Here is a 21,607-nt window from a genome sequence, read left to right on the forward strand (position 1 = left end):
CACCGGCATCACCATCAAGCTGCGCCCGCTGGAACGCGAGGATCTGCGCTTCGTCCACCAGCTCAACAACAACGACAGCATCATGCGCTACTGGTTCGAGGAGGCCTACGAGTCCTTCGCCGAGCTGCAGCAGCTTTACGAGCGCAACATCCACAACCAGACCGAGCGCCGCTTCATCGTCGCCGATCCGAGCGGCGAGCCCGCGGGGCTGATCGAGCTCGTGGAGATCAACCACCTGCACCGGCGCTGCGAGTTCCAGATCGCGATCCATCCGAGCTTCCAGGGACGCGGCTATGCTTGGCAGGCCACCCGGATCGCCATGGACTACGCCTTCAGCGTGCTCAACATCCACAAGCTGTATCTGCACGTGGACAGGGACAATGCCCGGGCGGTGCGGATCTACGAGCGCTGCGGCTTCCGCCCCGAAGGCGTGCTGAAGGACGAGTTCTTCGTGAACGGCCGCTATCGCGACGCGGTGCGGATGTGCCTGTTCCAGCCGGACTACCTCAAGAACCGCGGCAACGGCGACATCGCCGAGCCGGTGCTGAAGGTCTGACGGGTTTTCCGGGTCAAGAAGGCACCGCAGCTTCGGCAGGATCCATCGACCGCTCGATCATTGATAAGCTAGAATCCTACTGCTTCGGCTGCTCGCCGATCTCGGCCTCGACCTCCTGCGGGTCGAGGTCGTAGCGCCGGGAGCAGAATTCGCAGGTGATGACGATGCGGCCGTCATCCGCGACGATGTCGCGACGCTCCTGCGGCGAGAACGCGCGGATCATGCCCATGACCCGCTCCCGCGAGCAGCGGCAGGCCTCGTGCACCGGCTGTCGGTCGAACACCCGCACGCCGCGCTCGTGGAACAGCCGATAGAGCAGGCGCTCGCTCGACACGCCGGGATCGACCAGTTCGTGGTCCTCCACGGTGCCGACCAGCGACCGCGCCTCGACCCAGGCATCGTCCTCGACCGCCTGCCCGGACAGGTGCGTGTGCCCCTCCGGGATATCGCCCGGCGGCAGGTCGGCGAGGCGGGCCCGGTCGATCGACTGGGGCAGGAACTGCACGATCAGGCCGCCGGCGCGCCACCGGCCCGTGCCCTCCTCCACGGCCTCGGCGACCGCGAGGCGCACCTGCGTGGGGATTTGCTCCGACTGGCGGAAATACTGGTGTGCAGCCTCCTCCAGACTTTGGCCTTCCAGCGCGACGACGCCCTGGTAGCGGCTGGCCGCGGAGCCCTGGTCGATGGTCATGGCCAGATGGCCGGCGCCGATCAGGTCGGCATCCTTGAGCGGGCGCTCGCCGAGGGCCGCGACCCGCTCCGCGTCGAACCGGGCCGTGGCGCGCAGGCGGTCGGGCGCCTCGAAATCGACCACGATCATCGCCACCGGGCCGTCGGTCTTGGTCTGGAGCTGGAAACGACCCTCGAACTTGAGCGACGAGCCGAGCAGCACCGTCAGCGCCGCGGCCTCCCCCAGGAGCCGGGCGACGGCATCGGGGTAGCCGTGGCGACGCAGGATCGTGTCCACCGAGGGGCCGAGCCGGACCAGGCGCCCGCGCACATCGAGGGCCTCGACGGCGAAGGGCAGCACGGCATCGTCCGGGCCGTCATGGCCGTTGCCGAAGGCCTGCGGCTGGGATTGCGACGCTGGTCCTGAGGTCATGCCCGCTCCGATCGATAGGTCCGGCTCCCGCCGCGGACGCTCCGACGTGCCGGGGCGCGGATCCCGCTCCCGCAGGGAGAAGGATGGCGTGAGGAAGAGGGCCCGGCCGAAGTGATCTGTCCCTCAACCCCGCCCGCGCCCGCACGAGAGAGGGGGCGCATCGCGCCACATCCGTCGCCGGGATGCTGCCATGCGGCAGCGTTGATGGGGATACGGGCCGCAAACGCCGCCCGCTCCGACGCATATGGGGCGCCAGTGCCTCGAGTGCGAGCCCGCGATCAGGGCGTCCCCGCACCCAGGCACCAGGCCAAAATGCCCTTCTGCGCGTGCAGGCGGTTCTCGGCCTCGTCGAACACCACCGAGCGCGGCCCGTCCATGACTTCGGCCGTGACCTCCTCGCCGCGATGGGCCGGCAGGCAGTGCATGAAGATCGCGTCCGGGTCGGCGGCGGCCATCAGCGCGGCGTTCACCTGATAGGGGCTCAGCAGGTTGTGGCGATGACCCTCGTCGTCGTCGCCCATCGAGACCCAGCAATCCGTGACCACGGCGTCGGCACCCTCGACGGCCGCGAAGGCATCGGTCGTGACGGTGACGTTCGCGCCCTCGCCCCTCGCCCAGGCGATCAGGCCCGGGGGCGGCGCAAGCTCGGGCGGGCTCGCGATGTTCAGGCCGAAGTCGAGCCGTGCGGCCGCGTGGACCCAGCTCGCCAGGACATTGTTGGAATCGCCCGACCACGCCACGGTGCGGCCCTTGATCGGCCCGCGATGCTCCTCGAAGGTCATCACGTCGGCCATGATCTGGCAGGGATGCGAGACCTTGGTCAGGGCATTGATCACCGGCACGGTGGCGTGCTCGGCCAGTTCCAGCATCTGGCCGTGGTCGAGGATGCGGATCATAATTGCGTCGACGAAGCGCGACAGGACCTTGGCGGTGTCGCCGATGGTCTCGCCCCGGCCGAGCTGCATCTCTGAGCCGGTGAGCATCAGGGTCTCGCCGCCGAGCTCGCGCATCGCCACGTCGAACGAGACGCGGGTGCGGGTCGAGGGCCGGTCGAACACCATCGCGAGAGTCTTGCCCACCAGGGGGCGCTCGGCGGCGCGCTCGCCCTTGCGGCGGTGCGCCTTGATGGCGGCGCTCGCGTCGAGCACCCCGCGCAGATCCGCCCCGGAGAAGTCCTTGAGGTCGAGGAAGTGGCGGGGGGCGGCACCGTTCAGGTGCGGGACCGGGGCACGCGCCCGGCCGTCAATCTGGGCTTTCATCGCGTTACGTTCGCTAGAGCCTGCTCCACGATCACCTGATCATGAACGACACTCTATCTCCTGGTGAGGGGCATTCTCGTCAGGCCCGGCGGGATCGACCGCACCCGAAAATGCTTCGCACCGCCCGGCACCGGAACGCGGCGCAGGGCGGTGATTCGAAAAAGCGGGCTCTGCCTCTGTTACTCGGCGGCCCCTCGCAGGGCTTCGAAGGATGAGGCGGCCTGGTCCAGCCGCCGGACCGCTTCGTCGATCTCGCCGTCGCCGACGATCAGCGGCGGCAGCAGACGGACGATGTTGTCGCCGGCCGGGATCACGAGGAGGTGGGCGGCCCGGGCGGCGGCGGCGAAATCGGTGTTCGGCACGCCGAGCTTGAGGCCGAGCATCAGCCCCTCGCCGCGGATCTCCTGGAACACGTGCGGGTGGCGGTCGCGCAAGGCGGCGAGCTTCTGCTTGAGCAGCAGCCCGGCATGGGCGACGCGGTCGAGGAATCCGTCCGCCAGCACAACATCGAGCACGGCGTTGCCCACCGCCATGGCGAGCGGGTTGCCGCCGAAGGTGGTGCCGTGGCTGCCGGCGGTCATGCCGCGGGCCGCCTCGCTCGTGGCGAGGCAGGCCCCCATCGGGAAGCCGCCGCCGATGCCCTTGGCCGCGCTCATGATGTCCGGCGTGATGCCGGACCATTCATGGGCGAACAGCTTGCCGGTACGCCCGACACCGGTCTGGACCTCGTCCATGATCAGCAGGAGACCGTGCGCATCGCAGAGCTCGCGCAGGCGGTGCAGGTCCGCATGCGGGATCACCCGGACGCCGCCCTCGCCCTGGATCGGCTCGATCATCAGGGCTGCCGTCTCCGGTCCGATCACGGCCTCCAAAGCCGCGTAGTCGCCGGCCGGGACCTGGTCGAAGCCGTCGACCTTGGGGCCGAAGCCCTCGATGTACTTCTGCTGCCCGCCGGCCGCCAGCGTCGCCAGGGTCCGCCCGTGGAAGGCGCCCGCGAAAGTGACGATCCGGTAGCGCTCCGGGTTGCCGCCGGCAGCGTGGTACTTCCGGGCGATCTTGATCGCCGCCTCGTTGGCCTCGGCCCCCGAGTTGCAGAAGAACACCACGTCCGCGAAGGTCGCGTCCACGAGGCGCCGGCCGAAGCGCTCGCCGCCCGGGATCTCGAACAGGTTCGACGTGTGCCAGATCCGGCCGGCCTGCTCGGTGAGCGCGCCGACGAGGTGCGGATGGGCGTGGCCGAGGCCGTTGACCGCGATGCCGGCGCCGAAATCGAGGTATCGCTCCCCGGCCTCCGTCACGAGCCAGGCGCCCTCGCCGCGCTCGAAGGCGAGCGGCGCGCGGACGTAGGTCGGCAGAAGGGCTGACGTCACGGATCCCGTCTCCGTCTCTCAGAAGGCCCGGAGCAAGCGGTGTGCCGGCTCCAAATGAAAGTGCCGCCTCGTCATGGGCGGCACGCGCGCGATTACTATGAAACGACCGGCTCCTGTCAACGTTGCGGGGTCAATTCCGGGCGCGCGGCTGCTCTGCACGATGCTTGCGCGGCGCGGATTTCAGCGGTGTGACGCCCGGCTGCTCCCCTTGCGCGGCGGGGCGCGGTCATGCTCCTGCTCCCGCAGAACCGAGTCAGCGCGGGAGAATCCCATGAGCACGATCAAGGAACGCCTCGAGAAGCTGGGCCTCGCCCTGCCGAAGGCGGCGGCGCCGGTGGCGAACTACGTGCCGTTCGTGCGCACCGGCAACCTCGTGGTCATTTCCGGTCAGGTCTGCTTCGGGGCGGACGGGACCATCGCCCCCGAGCACACGGGCAAGGTCGGCGGCAGCGTTTCACCCGAGGCCGGCAAGTCTGCCGCCCGGCTCTGCGCCCTCAACGTCCTGGCCCAGCTCGAGGCCGCGGTGGGCGATCTCGACCGGGCCCTGGAGCAATGCGTGCGGCTTTGCGGCTTCATCAATGCCGCGCCCGGCTTCTCGGCGGTGGCCGGGGTGATGAACGGCGCCTCCGACCTGATGGTCGAGCTTTTGGGCGATAGCGGGCGCCATGCCCGCTCGACGGTCGGCGTCGCCGAGCTGCCCCTCGACGCCGCGGTCGAGGTCGAGGCGATCTTCGAGGTCCGCTGAGCGTGGCCGCGCCCGACTGGCTGACCGCGCGGCCGATCGCCCATCGCGGACTGCACGACCGGGCGGCGGGCCGGCCGGAGAACACCCTGGCCGCCGCCCGCGCCGCGGTGGCGGGGGGCTTTTCCATCGAGTGCGACGTGCAGCTAAGCGCCGACGGCGAGGCGATGGTGTTCCACGACGCCGCGCTGGGCCGGCTGACCGGGGCGAGCGAGGCGATCGGGACCAAATCCGCGGCCGAGCTCGGGGCGCTCACCGTCGCCGGGACGTCCGAGACGATCCCGACCCTGACGGAATTCCTGGCGGCGGTGGCCGGGGCGGTGCCGGTCGTGGTCGAGGTCAAATCCCGCTACGACGGCGATCCGCGGCTGGCGGCCCGCGCAGCCGCAATCGCCGCCGCCTATTCCGGTCCGGTGGCGCTCAAATCCTTCGATCCGCAGGTGGTCGCGGCGCTCCGCGACCTGTGCCCGCCCGCGATCCCGCGCGGGATCGTCGCCGAGACCACCCAGGACGATCCGGCCTATGCCGGCATGCCCTGGGCGACGCGCCGGGCCCTGTCCAACCTGCTGCATTTCTCGGAGTCCCGGCCCGACTTCCTGTCCTGGCGGGTCGACGATCTGCCCTGCGCGCCGACCTACCTGTGCCGGCTCCTGAGCCGCATCCCGGTGATGGCCTGGACCGTGCGGACCGAGGACCAGCGCGTGCGCGCGGGCGCGCATGCGGACCAGATGGTGTTCGAGGGGTTCGTCCCGTGACCGGCACGTGCCGCCGGATCGCCGGGGACGGAGTAACGTACGGCCGCGCCCCGAGCCTGCGCGCCCGGCCGTGCCAGGCCCCGCACGCTTCGATCGCCGCCAGCGTCGGCCGCATCTGCGCAAACAACCTCAAAAGCTGATTGCGCTCGCGAGGCCGCCGCGGGACGGATCCGACTCAGGGAGCCGGGGCGGTGGCCGCGAAGGACGCCGTCGTCAGATCGCGGCTCCCGCCGCTGGAGAGGGTCGCAAGAAACGCCAGCAGGTCCGCTCGCTCCGCCGCGCTGAGATGGAGCGGCTTGATCGCCCGGGACCGGCTCGGGCGGTCGATCCCGCCGCGATCGTAGAGATCGATCACGGCTTCCAGGGTCGCGGCCGAGCCATCATGCATGTAGGGGCCGCGCTGGGCGACTTCCCGGAGCGTCGGGGTCTTGAAGGCGTAGCGCAAGGCGACGGATGTGGGCTTGAAGCGGCCGCGGCCGATATCGCCGCCGGTGCCGACCCCGATGTCGTGGAACGAGTTGTCGGTGAACGACCAGCCGGAATGACAGCTGGCGCAGTCGGCCCGGCCGTTGAACAGGTCGAAGCCGCGCTTGGCCGGCTCGGCGATGGCGGCCTCGTCGCCGGCGATCCAGCGGTCGAACGCGGTGGTTCCGGTGACGATCAGGCGCTGGAAGGTCGCCAGGGCCGCTTCGAGCCGGTCCCGGGTTATGGCAGGCTCGTCGAACGCGGCGGCAAAGGCGGCGGCATAGCTCGAATCGGCGGAGAGCCGGGCGAGCGCGTCGGCCATCGGCAGGTTCATGTTGGTCGGCGAGGTCAACGGCATCGCGGCGACGGCTTCGAGGGTCTTGAACTTCCCGTCCCAGCCCATCGGGCCGTCCTGCCAGGCGACGTTGATCAGCGTCGGCGTCCGCAGGTCCATGTCGCCCTGCATCCGCGTCGCGGCGCGCGCACGGCCATCGCCCCAGGCGAGATCCGGGACGTGGCAGGTCGCGCAGGCGCGGCTGCCGTCGCCGGACAGGATCGGATCGAAGAACAGGCGCCGGCCCAGTTCGGCCTTGGCGGCGGAATAGGGGTTCTCGCCGGGGAACGGGATCTCGGCAGGCGGACGATAGCTCTCGCGCCAGCCGGCCCGGCGCGGATCGGCACCGCCGCCGGTTCCGGCCGCCACGCCGACCAATCCAAGAAGCCCCGCGATCGCGGCGCCGACCTTCCAAGCCATCACCGACCTCACCCGTGAGCTTTTGGCCGGTATTTGTTGACGACCGATGAATCCGAATAGAAAAATCGACCTTTGCGAACGTATTGGCGGGTGCAGGATGACGCACCCAGGCATTTTCGCCGCATACTTTTGTGAACCGGTCCATCACTCCAGTCGAATGGAGACGCTGTCGCTCGCGCCCGTGGCATCGAGAACCGAGATTCGCGCGAAACCGGCTCCGCCCGGAACCCACTCAGCCCTGCGCCGCGGCGTTTGCGCGACGGGCTGACCGTCGACCAGCCAGGTCATGGGCGGCACCCCGCCCAGCGCCTTGAGGGCGAGACCCTGGCTTGCCGTGTCGCGATCGTCCCCACGGCCGGCCGCGAGACCGAGATCGATGCGCGCCCCGTCCGGGGGATAGGCGATCCTGAGCGTCGGACCCTGCGCATCGGGCCCATCGCGATGCAGGCGGCGCAGCGGCGGCGGCAGGTTGCCGGTCGCAGCCGCGCTCAGGGCGTCGCGGGGCTGCGGCACCGGCTCGGGTTCGGTCCCGAGCCGTGCGAAGGCATCGAACAGGATCGGGGCGGCGGCCACGCGGCCGACGAGGCCGGGCACAGGAGCGCCGTCGGGACGCCCGATCCAGGCCGCCACGGTAATACGCCGGTCGAAACCCGCCGCCCAGGCGTCGCGGTAGCCGAACGACGTGCCGGTCTTGTAGGCGATTCGGTTCGGCAGCGCGTTCTCCGGCGGCGGCGTCCCGCGCAGGATGTCGGCGACGTACCACGCCGCCACCGGCTCGGTGACCCGATGCTCGGCGCCGGTGGCGGCTGAATCCCCGGCCCGGCGCAGGATGTCCGGCACCGTGCCGCCGCGGGCCAGCCCGGCATAGAGCCGCGCCAGGTCAGTGAGGGTGATGCCGAGGCCGCCCAGAGCCACCGGCAGGCCGGGGGCCGCCTCGCGCGGCAGCTGGATCCCGGCGCCGGCCGCCCGCAGCCGGGCGATGAAGCGCGCCGGCCCGACCGCCTCCATCAGCGCCACCGCGGGCACGTTGAGCGAGAGCTGCAACGCGCGCCGTGCCGTGACCGTCCCCTGAAAGGTCAGGTCGAAATTTTCCGGCGCGTAGTTCGCCGAGAACCGCGCCGGGCGGTCCTCCAGCAGCGTCTCGGGATGGGCGAGCCCGTTCTCGAAGGCGAGAGCGTAGACGAAGGGCTTCAGGGCCGAGCCCGGCGAGCGTATCGCCACGGTCATGTCGATCGCCCCGCGTCGGGTCGGATCGAGGTAGCCGGCGCTGCCGACCTGGGCGAGGACGCGGCCGTCGCGATTGTCGAGCACCAGGATCGCCGCCGAGAGGGCCGGTCCCGTCGCAGCGGCGCGCTCGGCCGCCAGGGCCTCGAGCCGTGCCTGCAGCCGCCCGTCGATGGACAGGCGGATCACGACCGCGCCCGGCTCGGCCGCCACCGCCTCCTCGGCCGCATGGGCGGCCAGCATCGGGAACGGCTTTCGCTCGGCCGTCACCGGCTCGGCCTTGGCGGCCGCGGCTTCGGCCATGGTGAGGAGGCCCCGGCGCGCCGCCAGATCGAGCACACGGTCGCGGGCGGCGCGGGCGCGGGCTGGGAACCGGTCCGGCCGGCGGGTCTCGGGGGATTGCGGCAGGGCGACCAGCAGGGCCGCCTGCGCCGCCGTGAGCCGCGCCGGCTCCCGTCCGAAATAGGCGAGGCTCGCCGCCCGCACGCCTTCGAGCGAGCCGCCATAGGGGGCGAGCGCCAGGTAGAGGTCGAGCAAAGCCGCCTTGCCGAGGCGCCGCTCCAGCGCCACCGCCCGCACCATCTGGCGGAGCTTGGCCTCCAGGGATCGTCCGTGGCGCGGCTCGACGAGGCGGGCGACCTGCATCGACAGGGTCGAGCCCCCGGAGAGGATTCGCCCATGCCCCAGCCACTGGGCGGCCGCGCGCAGGATCGCCACCGGGTCGATGCCGGGATGCGACTCGAAGCGCCGGTCCTCGTAGGCGAGCAGCATCGCCCGGTAGCGCGGATCGACGCTCGCCGCAGTGACCGGCAGGCGCCAGCGGCCGTCCGCGGTGGCGAAGGGGCGCAAGAGCGTGTCGGACCGGTCGAGCACCACGGTGGAGCGCGCGGCAGCCGCCGCCAAGTCGAGGGGCGGCAGCGAAGCGGCGTAGCGCCAGACCATCCCGGCGCCCGCCGCCACGAGCCCGAGCAACAGGGCCGCAATCCCGAGGCAGACGCCGGCCGCCCGGCGGGTGCGCGGGGGCGAGGCGAGGATGCCGGGATCAGGCCCGTGGTGTGGCACGCATCCTCCTGGTCCCGGGTCTGCCGGCGCCGCGCACAGATTCAAAGAACTGCGGCGGCGGGCAAGTCCTGGGCAGGCAAGTCCCGGGCAGCCCGGTTCAGCCGACGCCGCGCAGGTCCGGGAAGGTCGGCCGCCCCGCCTGCCCCAGCCGGATCGGGAAGGGCACGACGTTGGACGACAGCAATGCGGGTTCGGTTTCGAGACTCTGCGGCACGGGCTTGCGCGCCTTGGCAGGCTTCGCCCAGCGCTCGATCCTCTTGAAGTAGGCCCGTCGGGTCAGCCAGATCGGAAATCGCCTGCCTTTGAGCATGTTCAACTCCTCGTCGACACGTGCACGAATCGCGAAATCCAGTCGACGAATCTCAATCACTGGCGATTGATCGAATCATGACTGTATTCGTGATACCATGCGATCATGTTCACGGCCGCATCCCCCGTTTGGGGGACGCGCGACGGGAGGATGGGACCGCCGCTCAAGCTGCGGCCGATTCCTTGGCCCGGTCGAGCGCGAGCTTGACGACGGAGACCTGATCGACCTTGCCGCTGCCGAGCATCGGGATCGCGTCCAGCACCACCACCTCGGCGGGGATGGCCACGTCGGAGGCGCCGCGCGCCTTGGCGAAGCTCTGGTAGGCGGCCCGGGTCGCGCCCGTCTCCTGGGTGAACAGCACCAGCCGCTCGCCCTTGCGCGGGTCCGGCACCGCCGCGACCGCGCTGGGCTGGTTCGGCCAGAGCTCGGCGGCGAGCGCCTCGATGCCGGCGAGCGAGACCATTTCGCCGGCGATCTTGGCGAAGCGCTTGGCCCGGCCCTTGATCGTCACGAAGCCCATGGCGTCGATCGCCACGATGTCGCCGGTGTCGTGCCAGCCGTCCGGCGGCGGCTCCAGCATGCCGGGCTTCTCCGCCCGCAGGTAGCCCAGCATGATGTTCGGCCCCCGGAGGGAGAGGCGGCCGCCCTCCTCGATCCCGGGTACAGGCTCCAGGCGGGTCTCGATCCCGGGCAGGATCCGCCCGACCGTGCCGAAGCGGTTGAACATCGGCGTGTTCAGCGCCACCACGGGTCCGCATTCGGTGACGCCGTAGCCCTCCAGGATGCGCAGCCCGAACTTCTCGCCCCAGGTCCTGCGGGTCGATTCCTTCACGGCCTCGGCGCCGGCCACCACGTAGCGGAGCGAGCGCAGGTCGTAGGCATGGGCGGCGCGGGCGTAGCCGGCCAGGAACGTGTCGGTGCCGAACAGGACCGTGCTGTTCGACCCGTAGATCAGCTCCGGGACGATCCGGTAATGCAGCGGCGACGGGTAGAGATAGACCGGCACCCCGGAGACCAGGGGCAGGATCAGCCCGGCGGTCAGCCCGAAGGCGTGGAACACCGGCAGCACGTTGAACACCTTGTCGGTCGGGCCGAAATCGATCCGGGCCGCCACCTGCGCCACGTTGGCGAGCATGCAGCGGTTCGCCAGCACCACGCCCTTCGGCGTGCCCTCGCTTCCCGACGTGAACAGAACCGCGGCCGGATCCTCGCCCGCGCGCTTCACCAGGGGGCGCCGGCCGGCCAGCAGCGCACGGATCTTGTCCGAGGCCGTGATGGTCGCGCGCACGTCCTCCAGGTAGACCAGCTCCACCGTTCCCTTGATCGCCTCGATGAGGCTGCCGAGCCTTCCCTTCTCAATGAACGTCCGGGAGGTCAGGATCCTGTCGACCTGCGCCGCCCGGCACGCGGAGAGCACGTTGGCCGGCCCGGCGGAGAAATTGATCATCGCCGGCACCCGGCCCGCCGAGGCCAGGGCGAACAGGGTCACGGCGGCGCCGTTGGCGTTGGGCAGCATCACGCCGATCCGGCCGCCCTCGGGGGCGAGCGGCATCAGCTTGCGGCCGAGCACGTTGGCGCCGAGGACCAGCCGGCTGTAGGTCAGGCGGCCGGTGACCGGGTCCTCGACGGCGTTGCGGCGCCAGCCGTGGCGGTCTCCGGCATCGATCAGCGCCGCCATCAGGCCGCGATCGGTGTCGGCGGTGCGGAACAGCAGGTCGGACATGATGCCGTAGAGCGCCGCCCCGGCGGCCTGCCGCCGGGCCTTGCCGCGCAGGGTGTCGTCCACCGTCAGCCGCACCGGCGGCAATACCGTCACGGTCACCTTGGGCCACCAGCGGCGGCGGACCTGCCTGCGGGACAGGCGCGAGAACGCGGTGCGCTCGAGCCCGTCGATCTTCACGGGTACCACCATGGCCCCCGACTTGTCGGCGATCAGCCCGGCGCCGTCATAGACCTTCATCAGGCTGCCGGTGACCGTGAGCCGGCCCTCCGGGAAGATGATCAGCGTCTCGCCGCTCTTGACCGCATTGATCAGCGTCCGGGTGGCGAGCGGCCGGGTCGGATCGAGCGGCATCGCCTTGGTGACCCGCAGGAACGGCCGGACCCACCAGCGCTGCGCGATCCCGCTATCGACCGCGAAGACCGGCTCCTGGTCGAGCAGCGACAGGGCCAAAGGCGCGTCGAGGAACGAGACGTGGTTGAGCGCCAGGATGCAGTTCGGTCCGGCCGCCGCGACGTTGTCGAGCCCGCGGACTTCCAGCCGGTAGAAGGCGCGGAACAGGATGGAGAGCGCGTCGCGGAACGGGCTGGTCGGCAGGGTCGCGAACACGACGGCGCCGACGATCAGGTTCAGCACCGCCACCAGGGCGAGCAGGCTGGCGATCGACAGGCCGGCGGCCTGAAGGGCCGCGAGCGCCACGGTGCCGGCCACCATGAAGGCCGCGGTCACGACGTTGACCGCCCCGATGATGCGCGCGCGCATCGCCTTCTCGGTCCAGGCCTGAACGGCCGCGAAGGACGGGACGATGTAGAGACCGCCCGCCAGGGCGAGCCCGAGGAAGCCGATGGCGACGCGCACGCCGTCGCTGGTCTGCAGGAAGTCCAGCGGGCCGATCGCCTCCGCGGGCGGCGGCGGCAGGGACCCGATCGTCCAGGCGAGGTCGAGGCCGAACAGACCCATCAGCACCGCCCCGACCGGCGTCGGCAGCAGCACGATCCGGCCGCTGGCGAGCCAGGAGGCCAGCCCCGACCCCACGGCGATGCCGATGGAGAACAAAGCCAGCAGCAGCGTGATCACCGTCTCGGTGCCGTTGAAGGCGCCGCGCACCAGCACCGGCAGGAGCGACAGCACCACCACGCCGACCAGCCAGAACCAGCTCACTGTCAGCGAGCCGCGCCACAGCCGCGTATCGGCCCAGAGATCGCGCAGCAGCGAGGCGGTCGAGCGCGCCACGTTGCGGTCGACATGGAGGTCCGGCGCCCCCTCCCCGGTCGGCGGGATCATCCGCGCCGAGAGCCAGCACAGCACGGCGAAGGCCATCACCAGGGCGCCGAACACCAGGCCGGAGCCGCCGAGCGCCGAGGCCGCGCCGGCCGCGATCGTGCCCAGCAGGATCGCCAGGAAGGTCGCGGCCTCGACCAGCGCGTTGCCGGCGGGCAATTCCTCGCGGCGCAGATGGTCCGGCAGGATCCCGTACTTGATCGGTCCGAACAGGGCCGCGATCGTCCCGAACAGGCCGAGCGCCACGAACAAGACCGGCACCGAATGCAGCAGGAAGCCGAGCACCGCGGTGCCGGCCGCGAAGATCTCGGCGAACTTGAGCCGGCGCGCCATCAGCGCCTTGTCGTATCGGTCGGCCCATTGGCCGCCGAGACCGGACAGGATGAAGAACGGCCCGATGAACACGGCGCTCGCCAGGGTGACGAGCACGCCCGCATGCGCATCCGCCTGCCCGCCGATCCCGAACAGGATCAGGAAGGCCAGGGCGTTCTTCAGGAAATTGTCGTTGAACGCGGAGAAGAACTGGCACCAGAACAGCGGCGCGAAGCGCCGGGCACGCATCAGGGAACGGAACATGGCGATCTCTCGGTTCCGGACCTGACTGGCCCAGCCGATGCGTCGAGGTCAAATCGGCCCTGCGTCGGACGGTGGTTGCGGAGTCGCAATGACGGTTAGACGACGGGCAATTCTGCCGGCGGATACCCCTATCCCCCCATCCTGAAGTGCTGCGCAGCAGCCTCGATGGAGCCTATAGGGATCGCGCGGCTGGCTGGAGAGCTCCTTCGAGGCCTCCGCTACGCTCCGTCGCCTCAGCGATGAGGGCGAGGATGGGACCCCCGGGTTCGAGCCGTTCCTCGTTCTCGAACACGCTTCACACGGCGGCTTTCCGATCAGGTCTGGACGCGTGCTGTCCCTCTACACATTGCCGGACCGCGCGCCCGTGTCAGCCGGCCATCCGGCCGATCAGGCGCTCGATGGCGATCCGCACCGAGGCGCCGAGATCGTAGGACCAGGCGATGTAGGCCCCGATTGTCGCGCTCACGATCATCACCGCGCTGGCGGCGCAGATCGGGACCAGGAGCAAGAACGTCAGGACGAGCCCGACCGACATCCGCTCGCCGAGCGAGGCTTGCGGCCAGGGATCGATCGGCAGGGAGAACCGTCGTCCGTATCGCATGGCTGCGATCCTTCAAGGCCGGTCGCGCTTCGGGTGTGCGCGACTACGCAGAATCAACAGCGCGCAGCGCCGGATGTTGCGCGGCGGATTTCGAAAAGACCGGCGGCCGTGACGTTGCGGCACGGTGGTGCGGCGCAACCGGGGGCGGCAACACCCGTTGCCGCAGCGATTCTCAATCGATCGCGCGAGGCCAGGATGGCACGGGTTGCAGTCGTTACCGGAGGGAGTGCCGGAATCGGGCTCGCGACCGCCCATCGCTTCGCCGCCGACGGATGGTCGGTGGCGGTGATCGCACGCGATCCCGGGCGGTTGGCCGCCGCCGAGCGGGCGCTCGCCGCCTATGGTCAACCGGTCCTGTCGATCGTGGCCGACGTCGCCGATGCGGAAGCCGTCGACGCGGCTGCCGCACGGGTGGAGGCCGAACTCGGGCCGATCCGCGCCTGGGTGAACAACGCCATGTCGACCGTGGTGAACCCGGCCGACCAGATCGCCCCGGACGAGTACCGGCGGGTCACCGAGACCACCTATCTCAGCCAGGTCTACGGCACCCTGGCGGCGCTCAGGTACATGAAGCGGCGCAACCGCGGCGCGATCATTCAGGTCTCCTCGGGCCTCGCGATCCGGGCGGCGCCGCTACAGGCGCCCTATTGCGCAGCCAAGTTCGCGGTCTCCGGCTTCACCGACGCCCTGCGCTGCGAATTGCTGCACGACGACGTCGCCGTCAGCCTCAGCGTGGTCTACCTGCCGGCGGTGAACACGCCGCAATTCAACTGGGCGCGCAACCGCACCGGCCATCGCCAATACGCCCCGGACCCGGTCTTCGACCCCCGGCTCTGCGCCGAGGCGATCGTCTACGCGGTCGAACACCCGCGCCGGGAGGTCTGGGTCGGGCGCTCTTCGATGATGATGGCAGCGGCGCAGGCGCTCGCCCCGGCCTTCGCCGACCGCAAGGCCGCCTCAATGTGGTCGGCCCAGCTGTCCGACACGACGATCCCGGATATGGCCGGAAACCTCTACGACCCGGTGCCGGGCGATGTCGGCATCGACGGGCGGTTCACCGACCGGATGAAGACCACCCGTGGCGAGTTTGTCACCAGCCGCACCCGGGACGCGGTGGTCGGCGGTCTCGCCGGGCTCGCGCTCCTGGGGCTCGCTGGCGCCGCCGTGGCGGCGACCCGTCCGGGGCGGGCTGCGCGGCGCCATCGGATTCGCTAGACAATCCTGGTTTCAAAAGGTCGTCGACCTTTCGCGGGTCCAGAGCAGAGCTCTGGTGTTTCGGAAGTTCCACCCCCGAACCCCGCCAAAGGGCCGAGCCCTTCGGGAACCCGGGACCATTCGCCAGGAGAAGTTCTAGACGATGCCCGGCTATCTGCCCTTCGCGGGCGCCCTGAAGCTGCCCGCCTATACCTGCGACAATTGCGGGTTCTGGCAGCGCCATTTCGAGGTGCCGCCCTCCTGCCCGCTCTGCCTCGACGCCCGCCACGTGGTGCCCCAGGACGGCTGGCGGTTCCGCACGACCCGGGAGGCGCAGGACGCCTTCCCATGCCACTGGCAGGAGCTGGAACCGGGCGTCTGGCGGTTCTGGAACGAGCCGGTCTCGGGCATCGGCCCCTCCGCCTACCTGATCCAGACCGAAAACGGGAATATGGGCTTCGAGGGCTGCCCGGTCTTCAGCGAGGCCGCCCTCGACCAGATCGAGCGGCTCGGCGGCCTGAAGGTGCTCTCGGCCTCGCACCCGCATGCCTACGGAGCGTTGACGCAGCTCCAGGACCGGTTCGACCCGGAGCTGTGCCTGCCCGCCGCAGATTTCATCTGGAGCGCGGCACTTCAGGTGAGCTGGCCCTACGACGATTTCCTCGAGCCTCTGCCCGGCCTGGAGCTGCATCGCACCGCGGGGCATTTCGACGGTCATGCTATCCTGTACGACCGGGCGCGAAGGATCTGTTTCTGCGGCGATGCGCTGAAGTTCGAGCTGGACCCGGCCGATCCGCGCCGGGCCACCACGATCTCGGCCCACAAGGCCTTCGTGCGCGGCGTACCGCTCACCCCGGGCGAGTTGCGCCGCTACCGCGACGTGTTCGAGCGCCTCGACTTCACCCAGACATGGACGCCGTTCGAGCCCGCACGCAATTGCGGCCGGCGCGAGGTTCTGGCGCTGCTGGATCAGTTGCTGAGCGGCCGCGCGCATGCCGCGCCGGTACCGCTCGACAGCCTGCCGGTTCAGGGGCGGTAGAGCGGATCGTTCTGGAGCCGGATCGGCTGGCCGTGCGGTGTCGCCGCGGCGGCCCGCAGGAACGCTTCGGTGCGCGCCGCGACGCTCTCGGAGGCCGCGACCCCGCGCTCGGCCAGGATCGTTTCCAGGGTGGCGAGCCAGGCGCCGTAATCGGCCGCCTGCTCGGGACCATCCGCTGGCCGGATCGCCCGGCCGAGGCGGTCGGCCCACTCCGCCCAGGTGAACAGGCCGGCCTCCTGCAGGGACACCACCAGGGCGAAGACCTGCGCCTCCCAGGGTGCCGCGAAGGTTTTGGGTGACGGGGTACTCACACCGGCTCCAGATAGGGTTCGAACGCCGCCACCGTGACGATCCCGCCGGGGTCGCCGCTCTCGCCCCATAGCTCCAGCGCCGTGAAGCTGACGGTGTACAGCCAGGTCGGGTTTTCGCCCGCTCCGTAGGCGTTGGTGTCGGGAAAGACGAAGGCGCCGTCGACCCGCACGACCCGGCCCTGCTTCCCGCGGACGTAACGCGGCAGTCTCGTATGCCCGGTCGGATGCCGGTTCCGGGCGATGACCGCATCCCCGACCGCGAAGCGGGCGGGCGCGGTGGGCTCTCGGCTGCTCGGGAAGCCGGCCCGGAAGCGCGCCTCCAGGCCATCGCGCGCCAGGACCCGCGCCACCGGCGTGGCCGGCGCGGAGGTGCGCCCCGCCGCGATCTCGTCGCGTGTCGCGAGGCCCGTGGCCGCGACCTGCTTCTCCAGGGCCGCCAGCCAGATCTCGTAGTAGCTCGACGCGAGATACTGGGCCGGCGGCAGCGATTCCCGGTTGGCGCGGCTGCCGTCCAGATTCCAGGCGCCGGTGTAGCCCATGGCCATCGCCAGCGCGAAGACCCGACGTTCCCATTCGGCATGAAACACCGGCTCGTCCGGCTCCGGCACCACCGGCCCGAAGCCGTGCGCGCCGCCGAGGTCCTGGGCGCCGTTCATACCGGCATCTCCGGCGGGCTCGGCGGGACCGATCCGGGCAGGCCCGTGCCGATCATCGCGTCGCGGGTGACGAGGGCAGCCAGGGCCGCCTCGGAGAACCCTTCGGTGTTCGCGGGACGCATCGGCAGGACCATGTACCGGGTCTCGGCGGTGGAATCCCAGACGGTGATCCGGGTGGTCTCCGGGATCGTCACCCCGAACTCGGCCAGCACGCCGCGCGGGTCGATCACCGCCCGGGCGCGGTAGGGCGGCGCCTTGTACCAGACCGGCGGCAGGCCGAGCACCGGCCAGGGGTAGCAGGAGCAGAGCGTGCACACGACAAGGTTGTGGGTCTCGGGGGTGTTGGCCACCACCACCATATGCTCGCCGCCCCGGCCGCCGATGCCGAGCTCGGCGATCGTCGGCGTGGCGTCGGCCAGGAGCCGCGCCCGGTAATCGGGATCGACCCAGGCCCGGGCCACCACCCGGGCGCCGGCATGCGGCCCGACCTTGGTCTCGTAGAGCTCGACCAGGACGTCGAGGGCGGCCGGGTCGATATAGCCCTTCTCGGTCAGCAGGGATTCCAACGCCCGCACCCGCGCCTCGACGGGCGAAAGATCGCTACCGTGCGGATGGCCATGCCCGTGCAAGTGGTCGTGTGCGTGATCGTGGCTCATCCCGCTCTCCTGACGATCGGTATTCTGCACCGGCGCATCGCTCACGGCCACTCCCGTTGCGATGTATCAATCATGATCGCAGCGGATTGCGCGATTCTCCGGTTTTCTCGGGCGTGTTTGGCATCGGTTCAGATTTGGGACTTTACCGACGTTAGAGCAATTCCAGTATACCAGGCTGCCGAGACCAGGATACGCGCATGACCGACGACAAGGCGACGGAGGCGGAAGGCACAGGGCGAAGCGGCGCGACGGGCTACGCCGCGATCATCGGCCAGCACCTCGCCCTGCCGATCCGGGACTATTTTCGGGTCGTCGAGCAGGAGCCGCTACCGACCCAGCTCGCCGGCCTCGTCGAGCGGTTCGAGGCCGCTTTGGCGGCGCACGGCCAGGTCGTGGCGTTCGATTTCCGCAGCGACATCATCAAGGCGCTCCCGGCCCTGCGCACCTTCGCGCTCTCGCTGGTGGGCGACGTCAGCCGGGCCGACGACCTCGTGCAGGAGACCTTCGTGAAGGCCTGGGCCAACCAGGCACGGTTCCGGCCCGGGACGAACTTCACCGCCTGGCTGTTCACGATCCTGCGCAATCAGTTCTACTCGGAGTTGCGCAAGAACCGGCGCGAGATCGAGGACGTGGACGGCACCCATGCCGGCCAGATGACCAGCCTGTCGGACCAAGAGGATGCCAGCACCCTCAAGGTCGTGTGGAAGCAGCTCGGCACTCTGCCGGCGGCGCAGCGGCAGGCGCTTCTGCTGGTCGGCGCCGAGGGTCACACCTACGAGGAGGCGGCGAGCAAGCTCGGCTGCCAGGTCGGCACGGTGAAGAGCCGGGTCAGCCGGGCGCGATCCTCGCTGCTCGATACGCTGGGCGTGGTGGTCGCGGGCCAAGCCCCGGCGGCGTGAGGGGACGGTGAATACGGAGCCCGGTCAGACGGGAGCCCGCCGCAGATGCCAGTCGGTCGCCCGCTGGTAGGCCTGGCCGATCCGCAGGGCCATCGCCTCGTCGTAGCCCCGGCAGACGATCTGAAGTGAGAGCGGCAGCCCGGCGGCGGTGAACCCGTCCGGCAGAGCCAGCGCGCAGAGATCCAGAAGGTTGCCGAAGCGGGTGAACCGCGAGGGCAGATGCGCCTCGTCGACCTCGGCGAGCGCCACGGCGGCGGATTCCGTCGTCGGCGTCAGCAGGGCGTCGATCCCCTCCAGGGCGGCGGCATAGGCGACCTTCATCGCGGCGCGGCGCTGAAGCGTGCCGAGATACTCTTGAGCCGAGACTTTGGCGCCGGCCAGAATCCGGGCCCGAACGGCGTCGCCGAGCTGCGAGGCCGGGTCCTCGGCGAGCGCGCCGTTGACGAAATAGGCCTCGGCGTTGGTGATCCCGCTCATCGCCACGCAGTCGCTGAACCGGAATGGCAGGGCGACATCGACGATCTCGGCCCCCTGGCGGGCCAGGAGGTCGAGGGCGGAATCGTAGGCCGCCAGCATGTCGGCGGCGACGCCCTCCCGCTCGGCCGCCGGCATCCGCCCGAGCCGCAGGCCGCGCACGCCGCGGTTCAGGGTCGACCAGGGCGCGTCCGGGGCGATCCCCCGGGTGGCGGGATCGAGGGGGTCGGGGCCGGAGATCGCCTCGTAGAGGAGCGCGGCATCCTCGACGGTGCGGGCGAGCGGACCGGGGGTATCGAGCGTCGTCGAGAGCGGCACGATCCCCCAGGTCGAGACCCGCCCGACCGTGACCTTCAGGCCGGTCAGACCGCAGAAGGCGGCGGGCAGGCGCACCGAGCCGCCGGTGTCGGTGCCGATTCCCCAGGGCGCCATCCGGGCCGCCACCGCCACCCCGGTGCCGCTGCTCGACCCGCCAGGGGTGCGCGGCGTCTCAGGATCCCAGGGATTCCAAGGCGTGCCGAGATGCTGGTTGGTGCCCCAGCCGCCATAGGCGAACTCCACCGTGTGGGTCTTGCCCAGCACGATCATGCCCTGCGCGATCAGCCGCCGGGCGATGGTCGCGGTGCGCGCGGCCCGCCGCGCCCGGTGGGCGGCCGAGCCGCCCATGGTGATCCGGCCGTCTAGGTCGATCAGGTCCTTGAGCACCACCGGCACGCCGTGCAGCGGTCCGACCGCATGGCCGGAGCGGATCGCCCGGTCGGCGCCCTCGGCGGCCAAGCGCGCATCGGCGGCAAACACCTCCGTGAAAGCCTGGAGTTTCGGCTCCAATTGCCCGACTCGGCCGAGCAGCGCGTCGACCGCGTCCACCGGCGAGAGTGTCTTCGATCCGATCGCCTGGGCGAGTTCGGCCGCGGAGGCGTCGACGAGATCAAGATCTGCCATCGGGATCACTGCACGCTGACGAGGGTGAGATCGACGAACCAGGATTGCGGGGAGACGAAGCCGTGAATCTTCTTCGACATCCCGCGCGGGTTGAGGTCGTGCACGATGAACAACCAGGGCGGATTGTCCACCAGCCGCTCGTGGGCGAGCGCCGTCTGTGCGTCGATCACCTTCGTGTCGCTGGTCTCGGCGAGCGCCTTGAGGGCGGCGTCGAATTGATCGTCCTTCCAGTTCGGGAAGTTGAAGCCGCCGGGCGGGAACCGGTCGCCGGCGAAGTAGCGCGCCATCACGCTGGGGTCGGACGACGGTGAGGAGACGTTCAGCGCCATCGAGCCCTGAAGGCTCGACGCGTCCGGGAGGGCGCGGCTGGAATTCAGCAGCACCTGCCACTCGACCACGTTGAAGCTGAGCTCGACGTTGCAGGCCTGCTTCAGGTTCTCCTGCAGGTACTCGTTCATCGGCATTGGCAGCATCTGGCCCGAGCCCGAGGACGAGATCATCACCTTGAGGCTGAGGGGCTTCTTTTCCGAGTAGCCGGCCTCGGCCAGCAGCGCCTTGCCCTTGGCGGCGTCGAAGCCGTAGCGGTTCTTCGGCGATCCGAAATTCGGGTCCTTGTCGTTGAGCCAGCCGGAGGCCGGCTCGGCCGTGCCGTTGAGCAGCTCGACGATGCCGGCCCGGTCGACGCAATAGTTCAACGCCTGGCGGACGCGCACGTCCTTCAGCGGGCTGTCCTTGGCGCCGATGTTGAAGATGTAGGGCCAGACATGCGGGTAGGAGCCCATGGTGATGGCGAAGCCCGCCTGCTTCAGGGACGGGATCGCGTCCGGCGCCGGCACCTCGATCCAGTCGACCTGCCCCGACCGCAGGGCCGCGACCCGGGCATTCGCCTCCGGGATCGGCATCAGCCGGACCTTGTCGACCTTGGCCATCCGGCCCGGGTCCCAGTAGCCGTCGAACTTGGCGAGATCGACCGATTCCCGCGGGACGACGCGGGTGATCTTGAACGGGCCGGTGCCGGCGGCCGGCAGCGCCGCCACCTTGGCCCAGTCCCGCCCCGCCGTCTCGAAGGATTTCGGCGAGGTGAACAGCAGATAGACCACCATGTCGGGGAAGTACGACGCGACCTGCGTGGTCGTGATCTGCACGGTGGCATCGTCGATCTTCCTGTACGTGCCGACCAGAGGCGCTCGGGCGCGGGAGATGCCGGCTCCCTGCGGCTCGAATTGCGGGCTGTCGTTCTTGAAGTAGCGGTCGAGGTTCCAAATCACCGCGTCGGCGTTGAATGGGCTGCCGTCATGGAAGCTGACGCCCTGGCGCAGGTGGAAGGTCCAGACTTTCTTGTCGTTCGGGTCCTGCTCCCAGCGCTCGGCGAGCGCCGGGACGATGCCGGCGAGCTTGTCAGTGTGCTTCAGGTCCCACTGCACCAGACCTTCGAAGATCGGGTAGCCGAGGAAGCGCATGCCCTCGAAGCCGTTGTTCGGCATCCCCGTGGCCGTGGGAATGTCGGAGGCGGTCATGGCGATGCGCAGCGCGCTCTCGGCCTGTGCCGCAGGGGTGAGGGCCAGGGAACCGGCGACGGAGACGGCAAGCAGGCGGCGCAGTTTCATCGGATCCCGTTCGTCGACGTTGCGGGCCGCCACCGGCAAATCCCGCGCCAGA

19 protein-coding genes are annotated in these 21,607 nt (G+C 70.3%); 6 read left to right on the forward strand and 13 right to left on the reverse strand.

What is annotated here, in order from left to right; translation table 11 throughout:
* Positions 1-7: 7 nt before the first annotated feature.
* Positions 8-556 carry a spermidine N1-acetyltransferase gene (speG, locus tag MKL11_RS08925; protein ID WP_313900742.1) on the forward strand — a complete coding sequence of 183 codons (549 nt, stop codon included), beginning with the start codon at positions 8-10 and terminating at the stop codon, positions 554-556.
* Between the two features lie 76 nt (positions 557-632).
* Here the strand turns inward: speG and MKL11_RS08930 are convergent, their stop codons facing one another.
* The 3 genes from MKL11_RS08930 to MKL11_RS08940 form a co-directional block, all read right to left on the reverse strand.
* Positions 633-1,658, reverse strand: coding sequence for an Hsp33 family molecular chaperone (locus MKL11_RS08930; protein ID WP_243942342.1), 1,026 nt, complete (start codon positions 1,656-1,658; stop codon positions 633-635).
* A 278-nt stretch (positions 1,659-1,936) separates the two neighbouring features.
* Positions 1,937-2,917 (reverse strand): ornithine carbamoyltransferase, encoded by a 981-nt coding sequence (gene argF / locus MKL11_RS08935; RefSeq protein ID WP_243942344.1) that lies wholly within the window; start codon positions 2,915-2,917, stop codon positions 1,937-1,939.
* A 179-nt stretch (positions 2,918-3,096) separates the two neighbouring features.
* A complete protein-coding gene (locus tag MKL11_RS08940; RefSeq protein WP_243942346.1) occupies positions 3,097-4,287 on the reverse strand; it encodes an aspartate aminotransferase family protein in 1,191 nt (396 codons plus the stop codon).
* A gap of 271 nt (positions 4,288-4,558) precedes the next feature.
* Between MKL11_RS08940 and MKL11_RS08945 the strand changes: the two genes are divergently transcribed.
* Together MKL11_RS08945 and MKL11_RS08950 are read left to right on the forward strand one after the other, a co-directional pair.
* Entirely contained in the window at positions 4,559-5,032 is a 474-nt protein-coding gene (locus tag MKL11_RS08945; RefSeq protein ID WP_243942348.1) for a RidA family protein, read from the forward strand.
* A gap of 2 nt (positions 5,033-5,034) precedes the next feature.
* Positions 5,035-5,784: a glycerophosphodiester phosphodiesterase family protein gene (locus MKL11_RS08950; protein ID WP_243942350.1), complete on the forward strand. Its 750-nt coding sequence runs from the start codon at positions 5,035-5,037 to the stop codon at positions 5,782-5,784.
* 175 nt (positions 5,785-5,959) lie between these two features.
* On the opposite strand, the gene MKL11_RS08955 is transcribed toward MKL11_RS08950, so the two are convergent.
* The 5 genes from MKL11_RS08955 to MKL11_RS08975 form a co-directional block, all read right to left on the reverse strand.
* Positions 5,960-7,003 (reverse strand): cytochrome-c peroxidase, encoded by a 1,044-nt coding sequence (locus MKL11_RS08955; RefSeq protein WP_243942352.1) that lies wholly within the window; start codon positions 7,001-7,003, stop codon positions 5,960-5,962.
* Positions 7,004-7,147: 144 nt separating this feature from the next.
* Positions 7,148-9,289, reverse strand: coding sequence for a penicillin-binding protein 1C (gene pbpC / locus MKL11_RS08960; RefSeq protein ID WP_409565833.1), 2,142 nt, complete (start codon positions 9,287-9,289; stop codon positions 7,148-7,150).
* A gap of 97 nt (positions 9,290-9,386) precedes the next feature.
* Complete coding sequence (locus MKL11_RS08965; RefSeq protein ID WP_243942354.1) at positions 9,387-9,659, reverse strand: hypothetical protein; 273 nt, start codon at positions 9,657-9,659, stop codon at positions 9,387-9,389.
* Between the two features lie 103 nt (positions 9,660-9,762).
* Positions 9,763-13,176 carry an acyl-[ACP]--phospholipid O-acyltransferase gene (locus MKL11_RS08970; RefSeq protein ID WP_243942356.1) on the reverse strand — a complete coding sequence of 1,138 codons (3,414 nt, stop codon included), beginning with the start codon at positions 13,174-13,176 and terminating at the stop codon, positions 9,763-9,765.
* A 367-nt stretch (positions 13,177-13,543) separates the two neighbouring features.
* Positions 13,544-13,777, reverse strand: a complete 234-nt coding sequence (locus MKL11_RS08975) for a hypothetical protein (protein WP_243942358.1) — start codon at positions 13,775-13,777, stop codon at positions 13,544-13,546.
* 195 nt (positions 13,778-13,972) lie between these two features.
* Here MKL11_RS08975 and MKL11_RS08980 point away from each other — a divergent pair, with 195 nt between their 5' ends.
* Together MKL11_RS08980 and MKL11_RS08985 are read left to right on the forward strand one after the other, a co-directional pair.
* Positions 13,973-14,992, forward strand: coding sequence for an SDR family oxidoreductase (locus MKL11_RS08980; protein WP_243942360.1), 1,020 nt, complete (start codon positions 13,973-13,975; stop codon positions 14,990-14,992).
* 142 nt (positions 14,993-15,134) lie between these two features.
* Positions 15,135-16,010: an MBL fold metallo-hydrolase gene (locus MKL11_RS08985; protein ID WP_243942362.1), complete on the forward strand. Its 876-nt coding sequence runs from the start codon at positions 15,135-15,137 to the stop codon at positions 16,008-16,010.
* Here the strand turns inward: MKL11_RS08985 and MKL11_RS08990 are convergent.
* From MKL11_RS08990 to nthA, 3 genes are read right to left on the reverse strand one after another with little or no spacing between them, the layout of a single operon-like run.
* Complete coding sequence (locus MKL11_RS08990; protein ID WP_243942364.1) at positions 15,998-16,321, reverse strand: nitrile hydratase accessory protein; 324 nt, start codon at positions 16,319-16,321, stop codon at positions 15,998-16,000. The genes MKL11_RS08985 and MKL11_RS08990 overlap by 13 nt on opposite strands.
* On the reverse strand, positions 16,318-16,977 hold the full coding sequence (gene nthB / locus MKL11_RS08995; protein WP_243942366.1) for a nitrile hydratase subunit beta: 660 nt from the start codon (positions 16,975-16,977) through the stop codon (positions 16,318-16,320). The genes MKL11_RS08990 and nthB overlap by 4 nt, the downstream gene beginning before the upstream one ends.
* Complete coding sequence (gene nthA / locus MKL11_RS09000) at positions 16,974-17,633, reverse strand: nitrile hydratase subunit alpha (protein ID WP_243942368.1); 660 nt, start codon at positions 17,631-17,633, stop codon at positions 16,974-16,976. The genes nthB and nthA overlap by 4 nt, the downstream gene beginning before the upstream one ends.
* A 197-nt stretch (positions 17,634-17,830) precedes the next feature.
* On the opposite strand from nthA, the gene MKL11_RS09005 reads away from it, so the two are divergent.
* On the forward strand, positions 17,831-18,532 hold the full coding sequence (locus tag MKL11_RS09005) for a sigma-70 family RNA polymerase sigma factor (RefSeq protein ID WP_243942370.1): 702 nt from the start codon (positions 17,831-17,833) through the stop codon (positions 18,530-18,532).
* 24 nt (positions 18,533-18,556) lie between these two features.
* Here the strand turns inward: MKL11_RS09005 and MKL11_RS09010 are convergent, their stop codons facing one another.
* Positions 18,557-19,948, reverse strand: a complete 1,392-nt coding sequence (locus tag MKL11_RS09010; RefSeq protein ID WP_243942372.1) for an amidase — start codon at positions 19,946-19,948, stop codon at positions 18,557-18,559.
* Between the two features lie 5 nt (positions 19,949-19,953).
* On the reverse strand, positions 19,954-21,555 hold the full coding sequence (locus tag MKL11_RS09015; protein ID WP_243942374.1) for an ABC transporter substrate-binding protein: 1,602 nt from the start codon (positions 21,553-21,555) through the stop codon (positions 19,954-19,956).
* Positions 21,556-21,607 lie beyond the last annotated feature (52 nt).

It is taken from the genome of Methylobacterium sp. J-077 (assembly GCF_022829365.1).
Classification (GTDB): domain Bacteria; phylum Pseudomonadota; class Alphaproteobacteria; order Rhizobiales; family Beijerinckiaceae; genus Methylobacterium.

What these genes read in the sequence shown, in the direction of transcription:
- MKL11_RS08930 (WP_243942342.1), bottom strand. Translation starts at nt 1,658, where the DNA reads ATGACCTCAGGACCAGCGTCGCAATCCCAGCCGCAGGCCTTCGGCAAC.
- argF (WP_243942344.1), bottom strand. Translation starts at nt 2,917, where the DNA reads ATGAAAGCCCAGATTGACGGCCGGGCGCGTGCCCCGGTCCCGCACCTG.
- MKL11_RS08945 (WP_243942348.1), top strand. Translation starts at nt 4,559, where the DNA reads ATGAGCACGATCAAGGAACGCCTCGAGAAGCTGGGCCTCGCCCTGCCG.
- MKL11_RS08955 (WP_243942352.1), bottom strand. Translation starts at nt 7,003, where the DNA reads ATGGCTTGGAAGGTCGGCGCCGCGATCGCGGGGCTTCTTGGATTGGTC.
- MKL11_RS08970 (WP_243942356.1), bottom strand. Translation starts at nt 13,176, where the DNA reads ATGTTCCGTTCCCTGATGCGTGCCCGGCGCTTCGCGCCGCTGTTCTGG.
- MKL11_RS08975 (WP_243942358.1), bottom strand. Translation starts at nt 13,777, where the DNA reads ATGCGATACGGACGACGGTTCTCCCTGCCGATCGATCCCTGGCCGCAA.
- MKL11_RS08980 (WP_243942360.1), top strand. Translation starts at nt 13,973, where the DNA reads ATGGCACGGGTTGCAGTCGTTACCGGAGGGAGTGCCGGAATCGGGCTC.
- MKL11_RS08985 (WP_243942362.1), top strand. Translation starts at nt 15,135, where the DNA reads ATGCCCGGCTATCTGCCCTTCGCGGGCGCCCTGAAGCTGCCCGCCTAT.
- nthB (WP_243942366.1), bottom strand. Translation starts at nt 16,977, where the DNA reads ATGAACGGCGCCCAGGACCTCGGCGGCGCGCACGGCTTCGGGCCGGTG.
- nthA (WP_243942368.1), bottom strand. Translation starts at nt 17,633, where the DNA reads ATGAGCCACGATCACGCACACGACCACTTGCACGGGCATGGCCATCCG.
- MKL11_RS09005 (WP_243942370.1), top strand. Translation starts at nt 17,831, where the DNA reads ATGACCGACGACAAGGCGACGGAGGCGGAAGGCACAGGGCGAAGCGGC.
- MKL11_RS09010 (WP_243942372.1), bottom strand. Translation starts at nt 19,948, where the DNA reads ATGGCAGATCTTGATCTCGTCGACGCCTCCGCGGCCGAACTCGCCCAG.
- MKL11_RS09015 (WP_243942374.1), bottom strand. Translation starts at nt 21,555, where the DNA reads ATGAAACTGCGCCGCCTGCTTGCCGTCTCCGTCGCCGGTTCCCTGGCC.